Genomic DNA, 24,593 nt, shown 5'->3' on the forward strand with positions numbered 1-24,593 from the left:
ACTCGGGGACGACCCCAACGTAATGGAGCCTGTTTCATGGCTTGGATTATTCTGCTTATTGCCGGTTTGCTTGAGGTGGTGTGGGCTATCGGTTTGAAATATACCCACGGCTTTACCCGTCTGACCCCCAGCCTTATCACAATTGCCGCTATGGTGGTCAGTATGCTGTTGCTGGCGCATGCCATGAAAACGCTGCCGGCCGGCACCGCCTACGCGGTATGGACCGGTATTGGTGCGGTAGGTGCCGCGATTATGGGGATGGTGCTACTGGGCGAATCAACCAATATCGCCCGCATTCTCAGCCTGTGCCTGATCGTGGTCGGGATATTAGGGCTGAAGTTCAGCAGTCACTGATTCTGCGACTGTTTTACCCAAATCAGCTTATCGATATCAAAGCCGTTGTTCTTCGCGGTTTGTAATAACCTGTCGCGAGTGGCCGCGTCCAGCTCTGGCGTTCGCGACAGGATCCACAGGTAATCACGGTTCGGGCCACAGACCAGCGCGTAGCGGTAATCTGCATCCAACTCAATCACGTTATACCCGCCATAGAAAGGCCCAAAAAAAGACACTTTTAGTGCGGCCACCTGCGGTGAGTCGATAAAATAGGCTTTGCCGGTGCTTTCCTGCCACTGCTGTTTTTGCGGATTAAAGCCACGGTTAATCACTCTCAGACCGCCATCTTCCCGCGGGCTGTAATTGGCAGTGACCTGTTCCAGACCACGTTCAAAGCGGTGGTCAAGGCGAGCGATTTCGTACCAGGTTCCAAGATAGCGCTGGCTGTCGAAATGACTCACTACTTTGACGTCCTTCGGCGGGGAAACGCTACAGGCGACAGAGAGCACGGCGGAAAGCATCACACAAAGTTTTGACCAGAAATGCATGGCTGACTCCTGTTTACCTGATTGAGTTAAACAGTGTAGCCCAAAGGCAGAGCTGGCGACCAACGGAAGTGGCCGCCAGAAGGGGTTTACAGGGTGACTACGCCGATCACTGTCACTACGCTGAGGATCGCCGCCAGGCCGTAGAAGACCCATTTGCCAGCCGGCACATGGATTTTCAAGTCGTGCATCGCATGGTGGATACGGTGCAGACCGCACCACAGCGGCAGGATAATCATCAGCAACAGGAACAGGCGGCCAATCAGGCTCTGGCAGAAGGCCAGTACGCGATCATAGCCCAGTGCATCGCCTGGGAATAACCCCAATGGCAGCAGAATGCCGACCAGCAGCACTATGGCGGGGGCGATAATGGCTCCCCACATGCCGCCGGCGCCAAATAATCCCCAGAAAACCGGTTCGTCTGAGCGTTTAGGTGCAAGATTTATCATGTTTCCTCCGGATTACATCAAGGCCACGGCCAGAATGACCACGCTGGCAACTATCGTCACCGCCCACAGCGTTTTCACTATTGGCCCCGGACCCATTTTCTCGCTGTTGACCACAATATTGGCGGCTTTCGGCGCCAAATCGAACCAGGTCTTGGTATGCAGCAGTGCGGCCAGCAGCGCGATGACGTTAATCAGCAGCACCAGGGGGTTTTGCAGAAAACCGACGAAACTCGCCCAGCTATCCACCCCTCCTTTCAGCGAAAAGACGCCGTAGATCAGCAGGATACTGAACCAGACTGCCGGCACCGAGGTGCTTTCGCGCAGCATATAGAAACGGTAGAAGCCGAGTTTTTGCCACCAGGTCGGCGTCATGGGGCGCACATAGGGCTTACGTTGTGTTGTCATTACTGTTTTCTCCCTTATTGCGGCTTCAGCATGGCGATCATGAAGTCTTTGGCACTTTCTACCTTGCCCTGCTGGATGGCAGCGGCCGGGTCGACGTGCTTCGGACAAACTTCAGAGCAGTAGCCGACAAAGGTACAGCTCCAGACGCCGTTTTCACCATTGAGCTGCGCCATACGCTGTTTCTGGCCGTGGTCGCGGTTATCCAGGTTATAGCGGTGTGCCAGGGTGATCGCCGCCGGGCCGATAAACTCTGGGTTCAGGCCGAACTGCGGGCAAGCGGCATAACACAGGCCGCAGTTGATGCAGCCAGAAAACTGGTGATACTTGGCCATCTGCGCCGGAGTCTGCACGTTAGGGCCATCTTCCGGCTTGCGGTTATTGCCGATGATGTAAGGCTTAATCGCTTCCAGACTCTCGATAAAATGGGTCATATCGACCACCAGATCGCGCTCAATCGGGAAATTGCCCAGTGCTTCTACCTTCATGCCGTCGGTGTACTCGCGCAGGAAAGTTTTACAGGCCAGCTTCGGCACCCGGTTGACCATCATGCCGCACGAGCCGCAGATCGCCATACGGCATGACCAGCGGTAGGAAAGGTCGGGCGCCAGGTTATCCTTGATGTAGCCCAGGGCGTCGAGCAACGAGGTTTGCTCATCATAAGGCACCGCGAAAGTCTCGAAATGCGGCTCAGAGTCGCGTTCCGGGTTATAGCGCATGACCTCGATTTTCAGGGTGTTCATCTCAGCCATTTGCCTGCTCCTTATCCTTTTTATCCTGCGCTTCGGCTTCAGCGCCGTAAACACGTTTGGCCGGTGGCAGTTTGGTGATCTTCACGTCGCTGTATTCCAGGCGTGGTGCGCCGTTCGGGTTATGGAACGCCAGCGTATGCTTGAGGAAATTCACGTCGTCACGCTCGGTGCAGCCTTCGTCCAGACGCTGGTGGGCACCGCGAGATTCTTTACGGTTTAATGCGGAGTGCGCCATGCACTCGGCCACGTCCAGCCCGTAACCCAGCTCGATGGTGTACAGCAGATCGGTATTGAACACGCTGGAGCTGTCGGTAATTTTGACGCGCTTGAAGCGTTCTTTCAGCTCAGCCAGTTTATCGACGGTTTTCTGCATCAGTTCCGGGGTACGGTAAATACCGCAGCCTTCTTCCATCGACATGCCCATCTCGTCGCGGATTTTGGCCCAGTTCTCGTTGCCTTCCTGTTTCATCAGGTTGCTCAAGCGGGTTTCCACGTCGCGCCCCTGTGCATCCAGAATACTGCCGTTAGCCGGGCCGGTTTCCAACGCGCGGCGAGCGGCATGCTCACCCGCCACCCGGCCGAAGACCACCAGTTCCGCCAACGAATTGGAACCCAGACGGTTGGCACCGTGCAGGCCGACGGAGGAACATTCACCGACGGCAAACAGCCCTTTGATACGAGTTTCGCAATTTTGATCGGTTTCGATGCCGCCCATGGTGTAGTGCGCAGTCGGACGCACCGGGATCGGCTCTTTCACCGGGTCGACGCCGACGTAGGCCTTGGCCAGCTCACAGATGAACGGTAGACGTTCCAGCAGTTTCTTTTCGCCCAGGTGGCGCAGGTCGAGATAAACCACGTCTCCGCGCGGGGTAGCCACGGTGCGGCCGGCACGCCATTCATGCCAGAAAGCCTGCGAAACCTTGTCGCGTGGGCCCAGTTCCATGTATTTGTTCTTGGGCTCGCCCAGCGGGGTTTCCGGCCCCATGCCGTAGTCCTGCAGGTAGCGATAGCCGTCTTTGTTGACCAGAATACCGCCTTCACCACGGCAACCTTCGGTCATCAGGATACCGGAGCCCGGCAGGCCGGTAGGGTGATATTGGACGAATTCCATATCACGCAGCGGTATGCCATGGTGGAATGCCATGCCCATGCCATCACCGGTGACGATACCGCCGTTGGTGTTGTAGCGGTACACGCGCCCGGCACCGCCGGTAGCCATAACGACCGCATTGGCGCGGATCTGCACGCGGGTGCCTTCCATCATGTTCATCGCCACCAGGCCGCGGACCTGGCCGTCATCCACCAGAATATCCAGCACAAAGTGCTCGTCGAAACGCTGGATTTGCGGGTATTTGAGTGAGGTCTGGAACAGGGTGTGCAGCATGTGGAAGCCGGTCTTGTCGGCGGCGAACCAGGTGCGTTCAATCTTCATGCCGCCGAAGCGACGTACGTTGACTGAACCGTCCTCTTTACGGCTCCATGGACAACCCCATTGTTCAAGCTGGGTCATTTCGCGCGGGCAGTTGTGGACGAAATGGTCGACCACGTCCTGTTCACACAGCCAATCGCCACCGGCAACGGTGTCGTTGAAGTGATAGTCGAAGCTGTCGTGAGCCTGAGTGACGGCGGCGGAGCCTCCTTCAGCGGCTACCGTATGGCTGCGCATCGGGTAGACTTTTGAGATTAGCGCGATTTTCAGTTGGGGGTTGGCTTCCGCTGCGGCTATTGCTGCGCGTAAACCAGCACCCCCGGCCCCAATAATGGCAAGATCGGCGTTAAAGGTTTGCACTGCATTCCTCCAATATTCTTGTTAAGAACGGCAAATTAAATATCTATGCTTAATATTTATAAAAAAACTTCGGGTGCTAACTAACTGAGTTTATTGTCGTTGCATTAATACTAAGGGTAGATATCTCCCACCAATCATGTGGAATTAACTATACCTAAAGTTAAGTAGAAGAAATTTGATGTGATCGATTGTTTTGCCTTTTAACCGCAGGCCGGGAGGATAATTTATCGCAGGCAGGATTTAACGTTTATTCACCTTTTATTAACCTTATTACTAACTATTTATCAGGTAATGTCGCGGTTAAAAGTCCAGGGCCTGTTAAGAATTTGTTTGCATGCCGGGATACGAGTAGACTGCATCCCCTGTTTGATTTCGGAGTAATTACCATGAGCGAAACGGCAAGCTGGCAGCCAAGTGCACCCATCGCCAATTTGTTGAAGCGCGCAGCGATCCTGACTGAGATCCGGCGTTTCTTCGCCGATCGTGGCGTATTGGAAGTTGAGACGCCAACCATGAGCCAGGCGACGGTCACCGATATCCACCTGTTCCCGTTCCAGACGCGTTTCGTCGGGCCCGGTGCGGCGGATGGCCTGACGCTGTACATGATGACCAGCCCGGAATACCACATGAAGCGGTTGTTGGCGGCGGGCAGCGGTCCGATCTATCAGATGGGGCGCAGCTTCCGTAATGAAGAAGCCGGCCGTCACCACAACCCGGAATTCACCATGCTGGAGTGGTACCGTCCGCACTACGACATGTACCGGTTGATGAATGAGGTGGACGATCTGCTACAGCAGGTGCTGGATTGCGACAGCGCGGAAACCCTGTCCTATCAGCAGGCTTTCCTGCGCCATCTGGATATCGATCCGCTGTCAGCGGAGAAGGCACAACTGCGTGAAGCGGCGGCCAAGCTTGATCTGAGCAACATTGCCGATACGGAAGAAGATCGCGATACGCTGTTGCAGTTGCTGTTCACCGTCGGCGTGGAGCCGCACATTGGCCGTGACAAACCGGCGTTCGTTTATCACTTCCCGGCCAGCCAGGCGTCGTTGGCGGAGATCAGTACCGAGGATCACCGGGTGGCGGAGCGTTTCGAGGTTTACTTCAAAGGCATTGAACTGGCTAATGGCTTCCGTGAACTGACGGACAGTCGCGAACAAGGACAGCGTTTTGCCCAGGACAACCGCAAGCGTGCGGAACGCGGCTTGCCACAGCACCCTATTGATAACAACCTGCTGGACGCTTTGCAGCACGGTATGCCTGAATGCTCTGGTGTGGCATTGGGGGTTGACCGCTTGGTGATGCTGGCGCTGGGCGCCGAGAGCCTGAGTGAAGTGCTGGCGTTCCCGGTCGATCGCGCATAACTCTCGACGCGGCACTATCACTATAAGAAAAGGGTTCGGCCATGGCCGAACCCTTTTTGCATTCTGCGCTTACAGACTGCCTGATTCGCGTTTGGTGTTCGGCGGCGGAGTGGACGGCGGCGTACGGCCATTGCTGGTCAAGCGTGAGAGCGTCTCGCTGCGCACCTGGAACGGTGGGTATGGCAACGTAATGCCGTGCTCGCGGTAGCCGGCCAGAATCAACTGATGGATCTCGTGGCGTAGCGGCATGCGGTGGCCCATCTCGGCGGCATAGATACGCAGCTCAAAGATCTGGATGCCCTGCTGCAGATCGACCAGATACACTTCCGGTGCGGGGGTATCGAGCACTAACGAACAGCGTTCGGCAGCGTTGGTCAGGATCTTGGTCACCTCTTCGCTGTTGGCGTCCGCTGGTGCCGGCACGGTCAATACCACACGGGTCAGGTTATCCGACAGCGACCAGTTAATGAACTGCTCGGTGATAAAGGCCTTATTCGGCACGATGATCTCTTTACGATCCCAGTCCGAAATGGTGGTGGCACGGGTGTTGATCTTGGTGACGCTGCCGGTCAGATTACGGATCGTCACGGTATCGCCAATGCGGATCGGCTTTTCGAATAAAATGATCAGACCGGAGATAAAGTTGGAGAAGATCTCCTGCATACCAAAGCCCAACCCCACGCTGAGCGCGGTCACGACCCACTGCAGTTTCGACCATTCAATACCAATCCACGAGAAGCTGAGCAGGGCGCCGAACAGCAGTAGCAGATACTTGGTGATGGTGGTAATGGCATAGCCGGTGCCTGGCGTCAGATCCAGGTGCTGCAGTACCGCCAGTTCCAGCAGCGCCGGCAGGTTACGTACCAACTGCATGGTGACTATCAGCACCAGAATGGCGATTAGCACTGCCCCTAGGGTAATGGGGTGGGCGGTATCGACCCCATTGACTGTCGAACTGACGTTCCACAGGGTGATATTTTCCAGGAAGCTGAAGGCGGAATGGATCTCTGACCACAGCACAATCACCGACACCAGCGCGATCATGGTCAGGATCGAGCGTACCAGCCGCAGTGACTGCGCACTGATGGTATCGAGATCGATTTCCGAATCATCCAGGTCCGTCGAGCCTTCGGTGCTGTTAGGCGTGTGTGAGCTTTCTTCTTCCCCGCGTGCACGCTGGGCCAGGATATCGGCGCGGCGCTGCTTGGCACGGTCAAAGGCAATACGGCGGCGCTGGATCAGCATCCAGCGACGGATAATATGGTAAATCACCAGCAGGAAGAACCAAATGGCTACCGAGGTTTCCAGACGCGCCAGCAGCGCCTGTGAAGTGGTCAGGTAGCCCACGGCCGAGGCCAGCGCCGCCAGCACCGGTGCCGACAGCAGCAGCCCCCACAGCGCGGTGTTGACCATGTTGTCGCCAGAGCCTTTCTTGTCCAGATACAGCGGGATGCCGGCACGTTTCAGGCTGTTGGTCACCAGGGCCAATGCCAGACACAGCAAGATAAAGCACAGCCGGCCGAGGGTGTTGGCAAATTCGCGCTCTTTCAGGCTGTCGAAGGTAATTAGCGCCATGATCAGCGGCACGATCAACCAGATCGACATCTTGTAGTAACGCATGGCGCGTGAAACCTGCTTCACCGGCCAGCGGAAGTGCACGATAAACAGCCCCTGAGGGTGGGCAAAGGCGGCGCAGATCATACACACCCACAAGATCGGCAGCGTAGCGGTGACACCCTTGCCGATGGCTTCGGCTACCGGATAGTTCCAGGCACTTTGCAGGCCAAAACCGAGCGCCGCCCACAGCACCGGCAGCGGCAGCGCCACCAGAATCGACCAGAACACGGTGCGTACCGTCAGGAAAAACTCATCCTGGGTAACTTTGCCGACCCGGCTGCTAGCCCGGGTCAGGAAGGCGTGGTAGTGCTTGCGGGAACTGATGCTGAAAATCACCAGCAGCAGGGCACCGAAAATCGGGATTAGCGTTTCCTTGCTGGTCACCATCATCATAAAGGCGCCGCCAAGTTGCGACAGCGTATCCAGTGACAGTAACAGAGTGAGGTCGTGCGCCACGTTAATCGGGTAGGACAGGTTGATCGGATTAATGTCCGGCACCCAGAACAGATAACGGTGGGTGGCGTCCCGGATTTCGTTCAGGGCCTCAATCAGCTGGGTGTTGGCCACTTTCAGCTTGGTCAGCTCGAGAATTTGGGTATCGCAGCCGGAAAGCAGTGAATTGAGCAGTTCGCGCTGGGTACGTAACTGGGCGTCGACGATACGCCGTTCCGCGCTGGTCAGTTCGCTACCGTCGTCGCGTTTAAACTCCCGCTGTGGGAGTTTCTCCAGTTGGCTTTCAAACTGCAGCCGCTGTACGCGCAGCTTGGCCATATCGCCGTCCAACTGCTGTGGCTTGGGCATTTCCGGCAGTGTGGCCACCTGGGCACGCAGGGTCTCTCCCAGTGCGGACGAGGAACCAAGCCATTGGGCCTGTTCGATGATGGTGCTTAATGCCTGGCGCACCTGCAGCGTTTGCGCGGCGGCCTGGCGTTGTTGGGATGAGATCAGATCCATGCGCTGGGCCTGATTGTTCAACGCGGCGGAAAGCTCACGGTTGATCTGTAGCTGCTGGCTGATGCTTTTTGGCAGGTCGCCGTTCTGTTCGGCCAACTGCTCGGTTTTTTCCAGTGCCAGTTCGGCTTCACGTTGCCGCTGGGCATTGAGGTTATTGCGCAGTGCCTGCAGCTGGATGTCAATTTTCTCGTGGCGCTTTTTGTAGATCTCAGCGCGCATTCGCGCCAGTTCCTGGCGATTGTTGGCCGACAGCTGCGCCAGCTCGAGTTCATCGACCTTGGCTTTGCGCGCAGCGGCCTCAGTTTGTAATAACGCCAGCGCGGCCTGAGCATGTGGCGTAGTCGGGTTGGCGGGCTGTGCCTGCAGACGGCGCTGTACTTCCGTCAGCGCCCGGCGAGCATCGGTCTGCTGCTGTGGCAACTGGCCGAGGGAGTCGCTGATTTCCCGCGTGCGTTCTTGTTCCTGCTGCAGCAGACGAGCCTGTTCCAGCAGCAGGCTGCTGGTTTGCAGGATCTGCTGCTCCAGATCGCTGGCCGGCAGGTTATCGCCATTCGGCAGGATCTTACTGTCTTCAATCACCAGTTGACGGCGCAGTTCCTGCGTCATCTTTGGGAAGTCGTCAATCACCCGCTGATACTGTTCAACACGCGTCAGCGACTCTTTGCGCTCCGATAACCAGTTGAGGGCGCTTTGCAGCGCCTCAGTGGTTTCCGCCTGATTAGGCGCGTTTTTGTTGCCTTCCGCCTGTTTCAGCTCTTGCTTGAGCTGTGTTTCGGTAGGCACCGCGGCGGCCAGCACCGGTTGAGACAGTAAACAACCGAGCAATAGCGTGATAATCAGGCGCACAGTATCAATTCCCTTAGATCTGCGTTGTTTCAGCGGCGGCAGGTGCAGCCGGGATTTCTGCGAAGGCTTCGCCCATACGGGTTACGGTACCGTTGTTCAACTGCGGGGCAAACTGCACGCTGCCTGGAGCAAACAGGTTGATGACCGTGGAGCCGAGCTTGAAGCGGCCCATTTCTGCCCCCTTCTCCAGCGCGATAGCGCCTTCAGTGCCTTCTGCCGGATAGGTCCAGCGCTTGATGACGCCTTCGCGCGGTGGTGTAACGGTACCGGCCCAGACGGTTTCGATGCTGCCGACGATGGTGGCACCCACCAGGATCTGCACCATAGGCCCAATAGCGGTATCGAATACGCAGATCACACGCTCATTGCGGGCAAACAGGTTTGGCACGTTGGCCGCGGTCAGCGGGTTGACAGAAAACAGGTCGCCCGGAACATAAATCATTTCGCGCAGTACGCCATCGCATGGCATATGCACACGGTGATAGTCGCGAGGTGCCAGGTAAGTGGTGGCGAACAGGCCGTTGCGGAACGACTCGGCCAGTATGTAGTTGCCGGCCAGCAGTGCTTCCAGGCTGTAGTAATGACCTTTAGCCTGGAAAATCTGGTCGTCGTTGATCGGGCCGAGTTGGCTTATCGCGCCATCTGCAGGCAGCGCCAGCCAGTTGGTGCCATCGACGATCGGACGTGCGTCGTCACGCAGGGGGCGAACAAAGAAATCGTTGAAGGTCGCATAAGAGGTCAGGTCAGGATTCTGTGCTTCCTGCATATCCACGCGGTAATAGCGGGCGAAGCTCTTCACCACTAGCTGGGTCAGCCAGCCGGCTTGTTTATCTGCGCCCCAGCCGGCCAGGCGCGTCAGCGCCAGCTTGGGTAACCAATACTGCAATTTAATTTTGATGCTATCCAGCACATTAACCTCGTGAATCGGGGTAAAGGGCGCGCATTGTAACCGTGGCTCCGCCACAGTCAACGCCGCCCGGTATTATCAGCCTGCAGCGTCGGTGAAGTTCTTGCGAACCTTCACTGAGGCCATGCTTTCCAGAATGCGATGGTAGTTTTCGAAACGCTCTTTCGCGATATCGCCTTTCTCCATTGCCCCGCGGATGGCGCAGCCTGGATCGGTATCGTGGCGGCAGTCGCGGAATTTGCAACCGCCCAAATAGTCACGGAATTCGACATAGGCTTGAGTCACTTGTTCCGGCTCCAGATGCCACAGACCAAACTCACGCACACCCGGTGAATCGATCACATCGCCGCCGTGCTGGAAATGGTACAGCCGCGCAGCGGTGGTGGTATGTTGCCCGAGGCCAGAGACATCGGAAACCTGATTTACCAGAATTTGCTTATCGCTCGGTGGCAGCAGGGCGTTCAGCAGGCTGGATTTACCCACCCCGGACTGGCCGGCAAAGATACTGATACGATCGGCCAGCGCTTGTTCAAACGCCTCCATGCCTTCACGCGTCTGGCTGGAGACTTCCAGCACCCGGTAGCCGATATGGCGGTAGATATCCATCATCCCGTCGACGGTCTTGCGTGCTTCGGCATCCAGTAAGTCGATTTTGTTCAGTACAATCAGCGGCTCGACTTCCAGCGTTTCACAGGCCACCAGATAGCGGTCGATCATATTCAGCGACAGCTCTGGCAGGATTGCGGAAACGATGACGATCTGATCGATATTGGCGGCGATGGGCTTCACGCCGTCGTAGATGTCGGGGCGGTTCAGTACGGAAGTGCGTTCATGCACGGCCTCTACGATACCTTTCACCCCTGCATGGGTGCCGACGCCAGGGCGCCATACCACACGATCGCCGGTCACCAGCGAACGTAACGTACGGCGGATATTACAGCGGTGCTGAGTGCCATCCGCCGCTTCAACGTCGGCGTGCATGCCGAAACGACTGATGACGATGCCGTCCTGCGGCTCACCCAGTTGGGAATCATCCAGTTCCGGTTTGTTGTCAGTGCGCTTCAGGCGACGTTGATGGTTCGCCTGCACGCGGCGTTCTTGACCTTTGGACAGTTTGTTCTTGCTCACTGCGCCTCACTTGAATCCGCTTTATCGCTCATGGCGACCAAAAAGACTATGATACACGCTATTTTATATTAAATAACCGTTGTTAGCCGCCACGTGCAGCCTACTACCGTCGGCAAACAGCCAGCGTCGCTCGCCGCGTTGCCTATAGTTTGTTTATCTTTTGGCTTTTATGCAGGAAATATCATGACAGGAAACGAAAATAACCTGATTTGGATCGATCTGGAGATGACCGGGTTGGATCCAGAACGCGATCGCATTATCGAGATCGCTACCCTGGTCACCGACGCCAATCTGAATATCCTCGCGGAAGGGCCAGTGATCGCCGTGCATCAGTCCGACGAACAGCTTGGCCTGATGGATGACTGGAACGTGCGGACTCATACCGGCAGCGGGCTGGTGGAAAGGGTGAAGGCCAGTCAGTACGACGACCATGCCGCCGAGTTGGCCACTATCGCCTTCTTGCAACAGTGGGTACCGGCGGGCAAATCACCGATCTGCGGCAACAGTGTGGGCCAGGACCGCCGTTTCCTGTTCCGCTATATGCCGGAACTGGAAGCCTACTTCCATTACCGCTATCTGGATGTCAGCACTTTGAAGGAGTTGGCGCGCCGTTGGAAACCGGAAATCCTCAGCGGCTTTAAAAAGCAGGGCACTCATCAGGCTATGGATGATATCCGTGAATCAGTGGGTGAATTGGCCTATTACCGTGAACATTTCATCCAGCTATAATGGGCGTACGGCCCCTGAACAGGGGCCTGAGGACGACAAGCGACCAATTCCGCCGCTTAATTAACCAGTTTGGCGCTTTAATCGGCAAACAAACAAAAAACGCGTTTTTTTGCTTTCAGGGGCTTGCGGCAGAAAGGATTTCTCGTATAATGCGCACCCCGTACCGATGAAGAATTTCGTTTAGTTCCGACATCGTTACGTAGGGCGGGAATAGCTCAGTTGGTAGAGCACGACCTTGCCAAGGTCGGGGTCGCGAGTTCGAGTCTCGTTTCCCGCTCCAAATTCAACAATGCTGCTTAGGTGGCGTGATGAATAAAAAAAGTATCAAGTAGTACCCATGCGACGCGGGAATAGCTCAGTTGGTAGAGCACGACCTTGCCAAGGTCGGGGTCGCGAGTTCGAGTCTCGTTTCCCGCTCCAAAAAATTCATAGGCCATGTTGTTGTTTGATGGCCGGATGCCGAAAGCATCTCAATGCGGGAATAGCTCAGTTGGTAGAGCACGACCTTGCCAAGGTCGGGGTCGCGAGTTCGAGTCTCGTTTCCCGCTCCAATTTTATCTTCGATTTAACTCAGTCCAACGCCTTTACCGGCGCGGCTTCTTGTCTTGTTGTACATACCCTGTCGAAATGTTGTGAACAGACTTATCCACAGGTAGCGTACATAATACCCTCAGCTCAAAAAATCAACGCCACACAAATGAAATATTTATTCGTTTGATTTATAACGATATTTATTTATCGGAAAACGTTATGCCGATCACTTGCTCTTTTTGTTGCAGTTGAAAGACAAAGCATTTTTATTTTTATGCACAAATCCACAGAGTGACTATTGGGCCTGAACCTAAGGTTTTAGGCATCCCTCGGTAATCCTTTTTCCACAGCCCGTATCAATCGTTTTTTCTGCATTGTCTGCACTTCTATACCTTGCGCCTCACGCCGCCCCAATTGCTGCTTCAGTGCCCAGTGGATATGTTCATCCAGCATAGCGTCCTGTTCCAGCCGGGAGCGCAGCGCGATCACTATGGCATCCTGATAGGGGGCATTACCCAGCGCCACGGCAATATTACGCAACCAGCGTAAATGGCCAATTCGCCGAATGGCAGAACCTTCAGTGATGCGCAGGAATTTCTCTTCCGTCCAATCGAACAGTTCAATCAGTTGCGGCGCATGCAGTGCGGCACGCGGGCTGAAATCATCTTCGTCAGTGAGCTGTGAGAAGCGATTCCAGGGGCAGATAAGTTGGCAATCATCACAGCCGTATATACGGTTGCCTAACAACGGCCGAAATTCTTCCGGAATGGCACCTTCCAGCTCGATGGTGAGATAGGAGATGCAGCGCCGGGCATCCACGGTATAGGGCGCGACGATGGCTCCGGTCGGGCAAGTGGTGATACAGGCGACGCAGCGGCCGCATTGTTCCTGCTGCGGTTCATCCACTGGCAAGGGCAGATCGATCAGCAGTTCGCCAAGAAAGAACCAGGAGCCGGCTTCGCGATTGAGAATAAGTGAGTGTTTACCAACCCAGCCAATCCCGGCCTTGGAGGCCAATGCGCGTTCCATTACCGGAGCGGAGTCGACAAAAGGGCGGAAATTCAGTTCGCCGCAGTAGGCCTGGATCTGATCGCCGAGTTTTTTCAGCCGTTGGCGCAGCAGTTTGTGATAATCACGCCCCAACGCATAGCGGCTGACATAGCCCAATTCGGGGTTCTGCAGCGTGCTGGCAAAGGCCGCTTTGGCCGGCAGATAGTTCATGCGCACGCTGATCACCCGCAGGGTGCCGGGCAGTAGCTCATGGGGCCGGGCGCGCAGCATACCGTGGCGCGCCATCCACTCCATTTCGCCGTGGTATTGTTTGTCCAGCCAGGCCTGCAGTTTAGGCTCTTCCGCGCTAAGATCGGTGTCGCAGATGCCTACCTGCTGGAATCCTAGCGATTGGCCCCATTGCTTGATATGTTGGGCGAGTTGATTGAGATCGAGGGGGTGAGTCATGACGGGCCACAGTGAAAAACAATACTCCGGTAGTTTATCACACTCTGTCTGGTCTGCAGACTGGATCCGGCGGGCTGAAGCCAGCGCCGCTGTCTCGCTGGGGATTTCACTCTACCAACTGATGCAACGTGCCGGTGAGGCTGCTTACACCCTGGCACGCGACCAGTACCCGGCCGCTCACCACTGGCTGGTGCTGTGTGGCCATGGTAACAATGGCGGCGATGGTTATGTGGTCGCCCGACTGGCTGCGGCGGCCGGTGTAAAGGTCAGTCTGATCGCCTGCGAAGGCGCACGGCCACTTCCGCCAGAGGCCGCAGAAGCGCGACAGGCCTGGTTGGCCGCCGGTGGTGAAATTCATCCCGCTGACAGTCGTTGGCCGGAAGATATTGATCTGATCATCGACGGCTTGCTTGGTACCGGGCTGAGTAGTGCGCCGCGTGGGCCATACGATGCGCTGATTGAAGCCGCGAACCGCAGCTGCGCACCGGTTATCGCACTTGATATTCCCTCGGGCTTGCTGGCTGAAAGCGGTGCTGTGCCAGGCGTGGTGATCCGCGCTACGCACACTATGACGTTTATTGCCCTCAAACCGGGCTTATTAACCGGTCAGGCCCGTGATTGGGTCGGGCAACTTCACCAGAGTACGCTAGGATTATCGGGTTGGCTGGCGAAGCAACCGACACAGATTCAGCGGCTTACTGCCGAGTCCCTGCCTCTGTGGCTGACACCGCGTCGCCCCTGCTCGCATAAGGGTGAACAAGGGCGTTTGTTGGTGGTCGGCGGCGATCATGGTTTTGGCGGTGCGATACGCATGGCGGCAGAGGCGGCACTGCGCAGCGGCGCTGGGTTGGTGCGAGTGCTTACTCACAAAGAGCATGTCGGGCCGTTATTGACCGCCAGACCTGAGCTGATGGTACAGCCTTTAAGTGACGAAGCATTGCAGCAGGCGCTCGACTGGGCAGATGTCCTGGTGGTGGGGCCGGGGCTGGGTCAGGGCGAATGGGGTAGGAATGCGCTGAAAGTATTGCAAGCCAGTGATAAACCGGCGTTATGGGACGCGGATGCGTTGAACTTGCTGGCATTAAATCCCGAGAAGCGTCAGAATCGTGTGATTACCCCGCATCCTGGGGAGGCGGCACGCCTGCTGGGGTGCCGTACCGCAGAGATTGAGAGTGATCGCTTACTTGCAGTGCGTAAGCTGGTGGCGCAATACGGTGGCATAGCCGTGCTGAAAGGTGCGGGCACGCTGATTGCCGACCAGTACGGCCAGATGGCGATCGCCGACGTCGGCAATGCCGGCATGGCCTCCGGCGGAATGGGCGATGTTCTGTCTGGTATCATTGGCGGTTTGCTGGGGCAAAAGCTCTCGCTGTATGATGCAGCCTGTGCCGGATGTGTGGCGCATGGCGCAGCCGCCGATCGCGTGGCGGCAAGACAAGGAATCAGGGGGATGCTGGCAAGCGACTTACTGCCGGAAATTCCTTATTACGTTAATCCTGAGTTGGCATAAATAGAAACTATCGAATGAAAGAACTCGTTTTACCCCTGCCGGATGAGGCAGCGACTGTCGCACTGGGTGCCGTCTTGGCTAAGGCGTGCGATCGTGCCAGCGTAATTTACCTTTACGGTGACCTGGGCGCCGGTAAAACCACCTTCAGCCGTGGTTTCCTGCAGGCATTGGGTCATCAGGGCAATGTTAAAAGCCCAACTTACACGCTGGTTGAGCCTTATGCGTTGCAGCCGCTGGCGGTATACCATTTTGATCTGTACCGCCTGGCCGATCCGGAAGAACTCGAATTTATGGGCATTCGCGATTATTTTGCGCAGGATGCTATTTGCCTCGTGGAATGGCCACAGCAGGGCACGGGCGTATTGCCGGAGCCGGATCTGGCGCTGCATCTCAGCTATCAGGATCAGGGCCGAGAAGCAAAAATTCAGGCGGTTTCTGCCTACGGCAGCCAGCTTTTAGACCGTATTCACGGGCCACAGGAATGACGCCGCAATGACGTATGCGTTGAGAAAATTATTCGTAATCGCCCTGATCGCCGTATTGGGGCCTTTGGGTGCGGCCAGTGCGCTGGCCGCATCGTCGCTGTCTGATATTAAAGTCACCAATGCCCAACGCGAAGCCACCGTCTCGGTGAGCTTCAACGGCCCGCCGGATTATGCCTTTTTCCCACTGCACGGCCCGGACCGCGTGGTCCTGGACGTTAACCAGAAAGGCAAGGTTGGTGGTCTGCCGCTGAATTTTAGCGGTCAAAACCTGGTGAAAAGCATTCGCTCCAGTACGCCGAAAGATGCCCAGAGCGTGCGTCTGGTGTTTGACCTGACCCAGCGTTCGAAGACCCGGGTGGCCACACGACAAAGCGGCAGTATCTATACCGTGGTGTTTACCATTGCCGCCGAGGGCAGCGCTAATACCAACGTAGTGCGTAAAACTCCGGTGTCGGTGCCTGCACCGGTGGCCGTCAGCCAGCCAACGCGTAAGGCGCCGCTTGTGGTGAGTGAGCCTGATGAGCCTGCACCGATGCGTAAAGCGCCGAGCGGTTCGAATCCGTTCACCAACAAGCCAACCGTAGTTGCGGGTACCGCATCGGAGGTTACGCCGCGCAGCAGCCGCGTGTCCGCAGGTTCCGGCGATCGGGTGGTAGTGGCCATTGACGCCGGTCACGGCGGGCAGGATCCGGGCGCTATCGGCCCGAACGGTCTGAAAGAGAAAAATGTCACTATTGCTATTGCTCGTCGCCTGCAGGCGTTGCTGGATGCCGATCCTCAGTTCAAACCGGTCTTGACGCGCAATGGCGACTACTTCATCTCGGTGATGGGACGTTCCGACGTAGCGCGCAAGCAGGGCGCCAACGTGCTGATCTCCATTCACGCCGATGCCGCGCCAAACCGCAGTGCCAATGGGGCCTCGGTTTGGGTTCTGTCCAACCGCCGTGCCAACAGTGAAATGGCGGGCTGGCTCGAACAGCATGAGAAACAGTCGGAACTGCTGGGCGGTGCGGGCGATTTGCTGGCCAACAGCCAGGCTGATCCTTACCTGAGCCAGGCGGTGCTGGATCTGCAGTTCGGTCACTCGCAACGTGTGGGCTACGATGTTGCGGTCAAAGTCTTGCAGCAGTTGCAGAGCGTCGGTTCATTGCATAAACGGCGTCCGGAACACGCCAGCCTTGGTGTGCTGCGTTCGCCGGATATTCCATCATTGCTGGTGGAAACAGGATTTATCAGTAATAGCACGGAGGAGCGGCTGCTCGGCAGTAGCGCGTATCAGGAAAAAATTGCCAGGGCGATCCACAACGGCCTGCGTAGTTATTTCCTGGCGCATCCGCTACAAGCCGACCCAAAGGTGGAAAACCGACCGCTGGACGTCGCAGCGGCGGTTAACTCCTCAACACCAGACGTCAGTCAGCCAACCCCGGTCGTCAGTTCGGCTGGCAGCAGCCGTATTAGCGGTAAAACGCAGATTCACGTAGTGAAGCGGGCGGAAACGCTCTCCGGGATCGCCGACAACTATGGCACTACCATGGCGGCGTTGCGTGACCTGAACAAGCTGAAGAAGGATGGCGTATGGGTCGGCCAGCGCCTCAAGGTGCCGGCGGGTAAATCCGCTGCCGCAGTCAGCACGGTCGCCAAAGCGAAACCCAGCGTGAAGAAGCCGTCGAAGCATAAAGTGGCCCGCGGTGATACTTTGACATCTATTGCCAGTCGTTATGGTGTCAGCGTCAGCGACCTGAAACGCGTGAATAAACTGAAGTCGGACGTCGCGCCGCTGGATCGGACGCTTACCATTCCGCAGGCCTAGCGCCCACATTACAGGAGTCAGCATGCCTATCCAGGTGTTACCACCCCAGCTTGCCAACCAGATTGCCGCCGGTGAAGTGGTCGAGCGGCCCGCGTCTGTGGTCAAGGAACTGGTGGAAAACAGTCTGGATGCCGGGGCGACGCGCATTGATATCGATATTGAGCGCGGTGGCGCCAAGCTGATCCGCATCCGCGATAACGGCAGTGGTATTGGCAAGGACGACCTGGCTCTGGCGTTGGCCCGCCATGCCACCAGTAAAATCAGCACGCTCGACGATTTGGAAGCCATTGTCAGCCTCGGCTTTCGCGGTGAGGCATTGGCTAGCATCAGTTCGGTTTCTCGCTTAACCCTCACTTCACGTACCGCAGAACAAAACGAAGCCTGGCAGGCTTATGCCGAAGGCCGCGAGCAGGCGGTGACGGTCAAGCCAGCGGCACACCCGATAGGCAGCACGCTGGAAGTGCTGGATCTGTTCTACAACACCCCGGCGCGGCGCAAATTTATGCGCACCGAGAAAACCGAATTTGGCCATATCGATGAAGTGGTGCGACGTATTGCACTGGCGCGTTTCGATGTGGCGATCAACCTTAGTCACAATGGCAAGCTGATGCGTCAATATCGCGCTGCGAAAGACGAGAGTCAGTATGAGCGCCGCCTGGGGAGTATTTGCGGCCCGGCCTTTTTGCAGCATGCGCTGAATATCTCTTGGCAGCACGGTGACCTGACCATTCGCGGTTGGGTGGCCGATCCCGCCGGTGCCCGGCAACTGGGCGAAATGCAGTATTGCTACGTCAATAGCCGCATGATGCGCGATCGTTTGATCAATCACGCTATCCGCCAGGCTTATCAGGATCAACTGAAAGACGACCAGCAGCCTGCCTATGTGCTGTATCTCGAGGTAGACCCGCATCAGGTGGATGTGAATGTTCACCCGGCCAAGCATGAGGTGCGTTTCCATCAGGCTCGGCTGGTGCACGACTTTATCTATCAGGCGGTAACCACCGTGTTGCAGCAGGTCGGCAATGCGCCGCTGCCGTTGACCGATGAAACCGAGCCGCAACCGGCACCGGTCTGGCAGCAGGAAAACCGTGTCGCCGCTGGCGGCAACCATTTTTCGCAGGCTGCACCGCGTCGGGAAACACCACCAACCGAGCCTGCCGTCGCGCGTGAGCGTGCACCGCAACCGGCCTATCAGTCGGGAATGGGTTATCAGAAGCGAGAAGGCGAACTGTACGGCAAGCTGTTACAGGCCACGCCAGTGGCTGAGCCACGGCAAGAAGCACCGAAGCAGCCGCCGTTTCCGCCGGTAAAAACCGAGCAGGGAACGCCACTGGCCGGGAGTCAGCATAATTTCGGTCGTGTGCTGATGATCTACCCGCCGTGTTATGCGCTGATTGAAAACCGTCAGCAGTTGATGTTGCTTAACCTGCCGGTGGCCGAACGCTGGTTACGTCAGGCGCAACTCAATCCTTCGCAAGAAGGTCTGCGGCCACAGCCGCTGTTGATCCCAATCAAGCTGACGTTGAATAAACAGGAGGCGGCAGCCTGTGTACATCATCAGCCGCTATTGGTAAAAATGGGGCTGGATCTGCAAGTAGATCACGGGCGTGTGACGCTGCGCGCGGTACCTTTACCATTACGCCAACAAAATTTACAAAAACTGATACCCGAACTGTTAGGCTATCTGGCCGAGCATCAGGAGATGTCGCCCGCGGTATTAGCCACCTGGTTTGCCCGCCATTTAGGTAGCGAGCATGAACAGTGGAACGCCTCGCAAGCGATACAATTGCTGACCGATGTTGAACGACTTTGCCCGCAGTTGGTCAAATCACCACCCAGCGGACTTTTACAACCTGTTGATTTACAGGCTGCACTGACAGCACTTAGGCATGATTGAAACTGAAATGACACCACGTCCCCCGGCTATTTTTATCATGGGGCCGACCGCCTCAGGCAAGACTGCATTGGCGATCGCGCTGCGTGAACGCCTGCCTGTGGAGTTGATCAGCGTGGATTCCGCGCTGATTTATCGCGGCATGGATATCGGCACGGCCAAACCGAGCGCTGAAGAACTTGCGCAGGCACCGCATCGGCTGATTGATATTCGCGATCCCGCCGAAGCTTACTCCGCAGCGGACTTTCGCGCTGACGCACTGAAAGAGATGGCCGCCATTACCGCCGCCGGGCGTATCCCGTTGCTGGTGGGGGGCACCATGCTTTATTTCAAGGCGTTGCTGGAAGGATTATCGCCGTTGCCGCCTGCCGATCCCATGGTGCGCGAACGCATCGAACAGCAGGCAGCGGAGCAGGGTTGGGACGTTTTACACCGTCAGTTGCAAGAGATTGACCCGGTTGCGGCATTGAGAATTCATCCGAATGATCCGCAGAGACTGTCCAGAGCACTGGAAGTTTTTTTTATTTCGGGTAAAACTTTAACGGAACTGACTAAAATTTCGGGTGAATCGTTGCCGTATCATGTGCACCAATTTGCGATAGCGCCGACCAGCCGTGAGTTGATCCATCAACGCATCGAGCTGCGGTACCATCAAATGTTGGCAGCAGGTTTTGAGACGGAAGCGCGTGCACTTTTTGCACGGGGTGATTTGCATACGGATTTGCCTTCCATTCGCTGTGTCGGTTATCGCCAGATGTGGTCATATTTGTCTGGCGAGATTAGTTACGATGAGATGGTTTATCGTGGTATTTGCGCAACGCGTCAATTGGCCAAGCGCCAAATGACCTGGTTACGAGGCTGGGACTCGGTACATTGGCTGGACAGCGAGAAGCCGGGAGAGGCTTTGGACTCGGTAATACAGGTTGTTAGTGCATAGGTTGAGTGATTGTGTACAATTGATGAGTATTCAGCGCGCAAATTTTTTAGGTCGTTTATTTTGAGCCGACAGGTTCTTAGTTAAAAACAACAAGCAAATAAGGAAAAGATAGAATGGCTAAGGGGCAATCTTTGCAAGATCCGTTCCTGAACGCATTGCGTCGTGAACGTGTTCCGGTTTCTATTTATTTGGTGAATGGTATTAAGCTGCAAGGCCAGATTGAGTCTTTTGACCAGTTTGTCATCCTGTTGAAAAACACGGTGAGCCAGATGGTTTATAAGCACGCTATCTCTACCGTTGTCCCGTCTCGCCCGGTTTCGCACCATAGCAATACGCCGAGCGGCGGCACCAATAACTATCACCATGGTAACAACCCGTCTGCGCCGCAACAGCCGCAGCAGGAAAGCGATGACGCTGAATAAAGCGCGTTGCGAGTCAACCATGACGGGGAGCATAAGCAGCCGTGGGCTGTTTATGTCCCCCAAACTCACGGGTTCCCGTTTGAGAGGTTGCACGCTTGTTTGACCGTTATGAAGCCGGTGAGCAGGCCGTCCTGGTTCATATCTATTTCTCGCAAGACAAAGATACAGAAGATCTCAGTGAGTTCGAATCCCTGGTGTCCTCTGCGGGTGTCGAAGCTTTGCAAGTGGTGACTGGTAGCCGCAAAGCCCCACATCCCAAGTACTTTGTCGGTGAAGGAAAGGCCGAAGAAATTGCAGATGCGGTAAAAGCCAGTGGCGCATCTGTTGTCCTGTTTGATCACTCCCTTTCCGCGGCGCAAGAGAGAAACCTTGAACGCCTGTGCGAATGCCGGGTGATCGATCGCACCGGGTTGATTCTAGACATCTTTGCCCAGCGTGCCCGTACCCATGAAGGTAAGCTGCAGGTAGAGTTGGCGCAGTTGCGTCATATCGCCACGCGTTTAGTTCGTGGCTGGACGCACCTTGAGCGCCAAAAAGGGGGGATTGGCCTGCGCGGGCCTGGGGAAACCCAATTAGAAACCGACCGTCGTCTGTTACGCGATCGCATTAGCCTGATTCTACGCCGCCTGGAGCGGGTAGCTAAGCAGCGTGAACAGGGCCGACGTGCGCGTACCCGTGCTGAAGTGCCAACCGTATCGCTGGTGGGATACACCAACGCCGGCAAATCTACCCTGTTTAATCGAATAACGTCTGCCGATGTGTACGCGGCCGACCAGCTATTTGCCACCCTGGATCCTACCCTGCGGCGTATCGACGTGGCCGATGTGGGCGATACCGTGTTGGCGGATACCGTAGGCTTTATCCGGCACCTGCCGCACGATCTGGTGGCCGCCTTCAAGGCAACGCTGCAAGAAACGCGTCAGGCATCTTTGCTGTTACATGTAATCGACGCCGCGGATACCCGTGTCGATGAGAACATTGAAGCGGTAAATACCGTGCTGGCAGAGATTGAATCGGATGAGATCCCTACACTGTTAGTGATGAACAAAATAGATATGCTGGATGATTTTGTTCCGCGTATCGACCGCAACGATGAAAACTTACCGATCCGGGTGTGGCTGTCCGCCGCCAGCGGTGAAGGTATCCCGTTGCTGTATCAGGCGTTGACGGAGCGCTTATCGGGGGAAATCGCGCATTATGAGCTGCGCTTACCGCCAGAGGCAGGCCGTCTTCGTAGCCGTTTTTACCAGCTTCAGGCAATTGAGAAAGAGTGGAACGAAGAAGACGGCAGCATTGGCGTGGTGGTTCGTATGCCCATCGTCGAATGGCGTCGCCTCTGCAAACAGGAACTGGATCTGATTAACTTTATAGTATGATCATATCCTGTTACATTTGAGCTTCGCGTAAGCCTGAAGTACCCAATCACAGAATATGGAGCTAAAACATGGCGTGGAATCAGCCCGGTAATAACGGACAGGACCGCGACCCGTGGGGGAGCAGCAATAACAATGGCGGCAACTCTGGCGGTAATAACAAAGGCGGTCGCGATCAAGGGCCACCTGATTTGGACGATATCTTCCGCAAGCTGAGCAAGAAACTGAGCGGCTTGGGCGGGGGCAAAGGCTCCAACAACAATAACGACGGCGGTACTGGCACTTCGGGGCCGGGCTTTAGCGGTCGTATTATCGGTATCGCTGCGGTTGCGGTGGTGGTGATTTGGGCCGCCAGCGGTTTCTACACCATCAAAGAAGCCGAGCGCGGTGTCGTGACTCGTTTCGGCAAGTTCAGCCACCTGGTGCAGCCGGGTCTGAACTGGAAGCCGACCTTCATCGATGAAGTGCGTCCGGTCAACGTGGAGTCGGTGCGTGAACTGGCCGCTTCTGGCGTGATGCTGACTTCCGATGAAAACGTGGTGCGCGTAGAAATGAACGTGCAGTACCGCGTGACCAACCCGGAAGCCTATCTGTTCAGCGTGACCAACGCCGACGATAGCCTGAGCCAGGCTACTGACAGCGCTCTGCGTGGCGTTATCGGCAAGTACACCATGGACAAGATCCTGACCGAAGGCCGTACTATCGTGCGTAGCGATACCCAACGCGTACTGGAAGAGACTATTCGTCCGTACAACATGGGTATCACTCTGCTGGACGTGAACTTCCAGGCCGCTCGTCCGCCGGAAGAAGTGAAAGCCGCATTTGATGATGCGATTGCCGCACGTGAGAACGAGCAGCAGTACATCCGTGAGGCAGAAGCTTACGCCAACGAAGTTCAGCCACGCGCTAATGGCCAGGCACAGCGTCTGTTGGAAGATGCCAAAGCCTATAAAGACCGTACCGTCCTGGAAGCTCAGGGTGAGGTTGCGGGCTTTGCCAAACTGTTGCCGGAATACAAATCTGCACCGCAAATCACCCGCGAGCGTCTGTATATCGAAACCATGGAAAAAGTCCTGAGCCACACCCGTAAAGTGTTGGTGAATGACAAAGGCAACAATCTTATGGTGTTACCGCTGGATCAAATGCTGCGTGGCCAAACCGGCGCGGCGGCGGAAGGCAGTAAAGACACCAGCCTGATTCGTCTCAACCCCGCTCCGTCTGCCAACAGCGGCGCCAGCTCCAGCAGCCAGCGCACCAGCAACGGCTCGGTCATGGACCAACGCCGGGCGAATGCGCAGCGTGACGACACCACTCGCGTAGGGAGAGAATAATCAATGCGTAAGTCTTTTATAGTAATTATCCTCGCGGTGCTGGTGGCGTTGTATGCATCTTTGTTCGTGGTTCAGGAAGGTCAGCGCGGCATCGTGCTGCGTTTCGGCAAGGTACTGCGTGACAGCGACAACAAACCGCTGGTGTATGCGCCGGGCCTGCACTTCAAGATCCCGTTCATTGAAACAGTGAAAACGCTGGATGCACGTATTCAGACCATGGACAACCAGGCTGACCGCTTTGTTACCAGCGAGAAGAAAGACCTGATCGTCGACTCATACCTGAAATGGCGTATCAGCGATTTCAGCCGTTACTATCTGGCAACCGGCGGCGGTGATGTTTCACAGGCCGAAGTGTTGCTGAAACGTAAGTTCAGTGACCGTCTGCGTTCCGAAATTGGTCGTCTGGATGTTAAAGACATCGTGACCGACTCGCGCGGTAAACTGATGTCCGACGTGCGTGACGCGCTGAACACCGGTACCGTCGGTGACGATCAGGAAGTGGCGACCACCGAAGCCGATGACGCTATTGCTTCTGCAGCAGCGCGTGTTGAAAAGGAAACCACCGGCAAACTGCCGAAGGTTAACCCGAACAGCATGGCGGCATTGGGTATCGAAGTGATCGACGTGCGTATCAAGCAGATCAACCTGCCGGCAGAAGTGTCTGATGCAATCTACCAGCGTATGCGCGCCGAGCGTGAAGCGGTAGCCCGTCGTCACCGTTCACAGGGTCAGGAAGAGGCTGAGAAGCTGCGCGCTACCGCAGACTACGAAGTGACTCGTACCCTGGCGGAAGCTGAACGTACTGCGCGTATCACCCGTGGTGAAGGTAATGCCGAAGCGGCCAAACTGTTTGCTAACGCATTCAGTCAGGATCCGGACTTCTATGCCTTTATCCGTAGCCTGCGTGCTTATGAAACCAGCTTTAGCAGCAATAACCAGGACGTGATGGTACTGAGCCCGGACAGCGATTTCTTCCGCTACATGAAGTCGCCTGATTCCGTACGCAAGTAACCGCGATCGGTTAATG

At 56.2% G+C, this 24,593-nt stretch carries 21 protein-coding genes and 3 tRNA genes; 15 read left to right on the forward strand and 9 right to left on the reverse strand.

The genetic code is table 11. The annotated features are described in order from the left end of the window. The first annotated feature begins 36 nt into the window (after window positions 1-36). Entirely contained in the window at window positions 37-354 is a 318-nt protein-coding gene (sugE, locus tag OCH02_RS15910; RefSeq protein ID WP_017891350.1) for a quaternary ammonium compound efflux SMR transporter SugE, read from the forward strand. On the opposite strand, the gene blc is transcribed toward sugE, so the two are convergent. The 5 genes from blc to frdA form a co-directional block, all read right to left on the reverse strand. Next, a complete protein-coding gene (gene blc, locus OCH02_RS15915) occupies window positions 348-881 on the reverse strand; it encodes an outer membrane lipoprotein Blc (RefSeq protein WP_261432048.1) in 534 nt (177 codons plus the stop codon). The two genes, sugE and blc, sit on opposite strands and share 7 nt — an antisense overlap. 86 nt (window positions 882-967) lie before the next feature. After that, entirely contained in the window at window positions 968-1,327 is a 360-nt protein-coding gene (frdD, locus tag OCH02_RS15920) for a fumarate reductase subunit FrdD (RefSeq protein ID WP_261432049.1), read from the reverse strand. A 12-nt stretch (window positions 1,328-1,339) separates the two neighbouring features. Then, entirely contained in the window at window positions 1,340-1,732 is a 393-nt protein-coding gene (gene frdC / locus OCH02_RS15925; protein WP_261432050.1) for a fumarate reductase subunit FrdC, read from the reverse strand. Between the two features lie 14 nt (window positions 1,733-1,746). Next, complete coding sequence (locus OCH02_RS15930) at window positions 1,747-2,481, reverse strand: succinate dehydrogenase/fumarate reductase iron-sulfur subunit (protein ID WP_261432051.1); 735 nt, start codon at window positions 2,479-2,481, stop codon at window positions 1,747-1,749. Then, window positions 2,474-4,270: a fumarate reductase (quinol) flavoprotein subunit gene (frdA, locus tag OCH02_RS15935; protein ID WP_261432052.1), complete on the reverse strand. Its 1,797-nt coding sequence runs from the start codon at window positions 4,268-4,270 to the stop codon at window positions 2,474-2,476. Before frdA ends, OCH02_RS15930 begins: the two co-directional genes overlap by 8 nt. Before the next feature lie 386 nt (window positions 4,271-4,656). Here frdA and epmA point away from each other — a divergent pair, with 386 nt between their 5' ends. Then, window positions 4,657-5,634: an elongation factor P--(R)-beta-lysine ligase gene (gene epmA, locus OCH02_RS15940; protein ID WP_012004883.1), complete on the forward strand. Its 978-nt coding sequence runs from the start codon at window positions 4,657-4,659 to the stop codon at window positions 5,632-5,634. 69 nt (window positions 5,635-5,703) lie between these two features. Here the strand turns inward: epmA and mscM are convergent, their stop codons facing one another. From mscM to rsgA, 3 genes are all read right to left on the reverse strand, one after another. Next, window positions 5,704-9,051, reverse strand: a complete 3,348-nt coding sequence (gene mscM / locus OCH02_RS15945) for a miniconductance mechanosensitive channel MscM (RefSeq protein WP_261432053.1) — start codon at window positions 9,049-9,051, stop codon at window positions 5,704-5,706. Between the two features lie 13 nt (window positions 9,052-9,064). Continuing rightward, window positions 9,065-9,961, reverse strand: a complete 897-nt coding sequence (asd, locus tag OCH02_RS15950; protein ID WP_261432054.1) for an archaetidylserine decarboxylase — start codon at window positions 9,959-9,961, stop codon at window positions 9,065-9,067. A gap of 75 nt (window positions 9,962-10,036) precedes the next feature. Then, on the reverse strand, window positions 10,037-11,086 hold the full coding sequence (gene rsgA / locus OCH02_RS15955; protein ID WP_012004886.1) for a small ribosomal subunit biogenesis GTPase RsgA: 1,050 nt from the start codon (window positions 11,084-11,086) through the stop codon (window positions 10,037-10,039). Window positions 11,087-11,269: 183 nt separating this feature from the next. Here rsgA and orn point away from each other — a divergent pair, with 183 nt between their 5' ends. The 4 genes from orn (at window position 11,270) to OCH02_RS15975 (ending at window position 12,366) form a co-directional block, all read left to right on the forward strand. Beyond that, window positions 11,270-11,815 (forward strand): oligoribonuclease, encoded by a 546-nt coding sequence (orn, locus tag OCH02_RS15960; RefSeq protein WP_012004887.1) that lies wholly within the window; start codon window positions 11,270-11,272, stop codon window positions 11,813-11,815. Between the two features lie 204 nt (window positions 11,816-12,019). After that, window positions 12,020-12,095, forward strand: a tRNA-Gly gene (locus OCH02_RS15965). A gap of 64 nt (window positions 12,096-12,159) precedes the next feature. Beyond that, window positions 12,160-12,235, forward strand: a tRNA-Gly gene (locus OCH02_RS15970). Window positions 12,236-12,290: 55 nt separating this feature from the next. After that, window positions 12,291-12,366 (forward strand) — tRNA-Gly (locus tag OCH02_RS15975). A 298-nt stretch (window positions 12,367-12,664) separates the two neighbouring features. On the opposite strand, the gene queG is transcribed toward OCH02_RS15975, so the two are convergent. Beyond that, entirely contained in the window at window positions 12,665-13,804 is a 1,140-nt protein-coding gene (gene queG, locus OCH02_RS15980) for a tRNA epoxyqueuosine(34) reductase QueG (RefSeq protein ID WP_261432055.1), read from the reverse strand. Between queG and nnr the strand changes: the two genes are divergently transcribed. From nnr to hflC, 9 genes are all read left to right on the forward strand, one after another. After that, window positions 13,803-15,314 carry a bifunctional ADP-dependent NAD(P)H-hydrate dehydratase/NAD(P)H-hydrate epimerase gene (gene nnr, locus OCH02_RS15985; RefSeq protein WP_261432056.1) on the forward strand — a complete coding sequence of 504 codons (1,512 nt, stop codon included), beginning with the start codon at window positions 13,803-13,805 and terminating at the stop codon, window positions 15,312-15,314. The two genes, queG and nnr, sit on opposite strands and share 2 nt — an antisense overlap. Window positions 15,315-15,328: 14 nt before the next feature. After that, on the forward strand, window positions 15,329-15,799 hold the full coding sequence (gene tsaE / locus OCH02_RS15990) for a tRNA (adenosine(37)-N6)-threonylcarbamoyltransferase complex ATPase subunit type 1 TsaE (protein ID WP_261432057.1): 471 nt from the start codon (window positions 15,329-15,331) through the stop codon (window positions 15,797-15,799). Window positions 15,800-15,806: 7 nt separating this feature from the next. Further along, window positions 15,807-17,609, forward strand: a complete 1,803-nt coding sequence (amiB, locus tag OCH02_RS15995) for an N-acetylmuramoyl-L-alanine amidase AmiB (RefSeq protein WP_261432058.1) — start codon at window positions 15,807-15,809, stop codon at window positions 17,607-17,609. 22 nt (window positions 17,610-17,631) lie between these two features. Continuing rightward, a complete protein-coding gene (mutL, locus tag OCH02_RS16000) occupies window positions 17,632-19,506 on the forward strand; it encodes a DNA mismatch repair endonuclease MutL (protein WP_261432059.1) in 1,875 nt (624 codons plus the stop codon). Then, the gene (gene miaA / locus OCH02_RS16005; protein ID WP_261432060.1) at window positions 19,499-20,440 is read left to right on the forward strand and encodes a tRNA (adenosine(37)-N6)-dimethylallyltransferase MiaA; all 942 of its coding nucleotides are present in this window, start codon (window positions 19,499-19,501) and stop codon (window positions 20,438-20,440) included. The genes mutL and miaA overlap by 8 nt, the downstream gene beginning before the upstream one ends. Window positions 20,441-20,553: 113 nt before the next feature. Next, window positions 20,554-20,862: an RNA chaperone Hfq gene (gene hfq / locus OCH02_RS16010; RefSeq protein WP_153858294.1), complete on the forward strand. Its 309-nt coding sequence runs from the start codon at window positions 20,554-20,556 to the stop codon at window positions 20,860-20,862. A 95-nt stretch (window positions 20,863-20,957) separates the two neighbouring features. Further along, window positions 20,958-22,238 (forward strand): ribosome rescue GTPase HflX, encoded by a 1,281-nt coding sequence (hflX, locus tag OCH02_RS16015; RefSeq protein ID WP_012004895.1) that lies wholly within the window; start codon window positions 20,958-20,960, stop codon window positions 22,236-22,238. Between the two features lie 68 nt (window positions 22,239-22,306). After that, a complete protein-coding gene (gene hflK, locus OCH02_RS16020) occupies window positions 22,307-23,566 on the forward strand; it encodes an FtsH protease activity modulator HflK (RefSeq protein ID WP_017891359.1) in 1,260 nt (419 codons plus the stop codon). A gap of 3 nt (window positions 23,567-23,569) precedes the next feature. Next, window positions 23,570-24,577, forward strand: coding sequence for a protease modulator HflC (hflC, locus tag OCH02_RS16025; protein WP_012004897.1), 1,008 nt, complete (start codon window positions 23,570-23,572; stop codon window positions 24,575-24,577). Window positions 24,578-24,593: the final 16 nt, after the last annotated feature.

The sequence above is a fragment of the Serratia quinivorans genome (assembly GCF_946227985.1).
GTDB lineage: Bacteria > Pseudomonadota > Gammaproteobacteria > Enterobacterales > Enterobacteriaceae > Serratia > Serratia quinivorans_A.

Bases quoted from the DNA above. Each gene is read 5' to 3' on its own strand.
- miaA (WP_261432060.1), top strand. From the start codon at position 19,499: ATGATTGAAACTGAAATGACACCACGTCCCCCGGCTATTTTTATCATG.
- nnr (WP_261432056.1), top strand. From the start codon at position 13,803: ATGACGGGCCACAGTGAAAAACAATACTCCGGTAGTTTATCACACTCT.
- mutL (WP_261432059.1), top strand. From the start codon at position 17,632: ATGCCTATCCAGGTGTTACCACCCCAGCTTGCCAACCAGATTGCCGCC.
- OCH02_RS15930 (WP_261432051.1), bottom strand. From the start codon at position 2,481: ATGGCTGAGATGAACACCCTGAAAATCGAGGTCATGCGCTATAACCCG.
- frdD (WP_261432049.1), bottom strand. From the start codon at position 1,327: ATGATAAATCTTGCACCTAAACGCTCAGACGAACCGGTTTTCTGGGGA.
- tsaE (WP_261432057.1), top strand. From the start codon at position 15,329: ATGAAAGAACTCGTTTTACCCCTGCCGGATGAGGCAGCGACTGTCGCA.
- hflK (WP_017891359.1), top strand. From the start codon at position 22,307: ATGGCGTGGAATCAGCCCGGTAATAACGGACAGGACCGCGACCCGTGG.
- hflC (WP_012004897.1), top strand. From the start codon at position 23,570: ATGCGTAAGTCTTTTATAGTAATTATCCTCGCGGTGCTGGTGGCGTTG.
- queG (WP_261432055.1), bottom strand. From the start codon at position 13,804: ATGACTCACCCCCTCGATCTCAATCAACTCGCCCAACATATCAAGCAA.
- amiB (WP_261432058.1), top strand. From the start codon at position 15,807: ATGACGTATGCGTTGAGAAAATTATTCGTAATCGCCCTGATCGCCGTA.
- epmA (WP_012004883.1), top strand. From the start codon at position 4,657: ATGAGCGAAACGGCAAGCTGGCAGCCAAGTGCACCCATCGCCAATTTG.
- orn (WP_012004887.1), top strand. From the start codon at position 11,270: ATGACAGGAAACGAAAATAACCTGATTTGGATCGATCTGGAGATGACC.
- blc (WP_261432048.1), bottom strand. From the start codon at position 881: ATGCATTTCTGGTCAAAACTTTGTGTGATGCTTTCCGCCGTGCTCTCT.
- frdC (WP_261432050.1), bottom strand. From the start codon at position 1,732: ATGACAACACAACGTAAGCCCTATGTGCGCCCCATGACGCCGACCTGG.
- hfq (WP_153858294.1), top strand. From the start codon at position 20,554: ATGGCTAAGGGGCAATCTTTGCAAGATCCGTTCCTGAACGCATTGCGT.
- sugE (WP_017891350.1), top strand. From the start codon at position 37: ATGGCTTGGATTATTCTGCTTATTGCCGGTTTGCTTGAGGTGGTGTGG.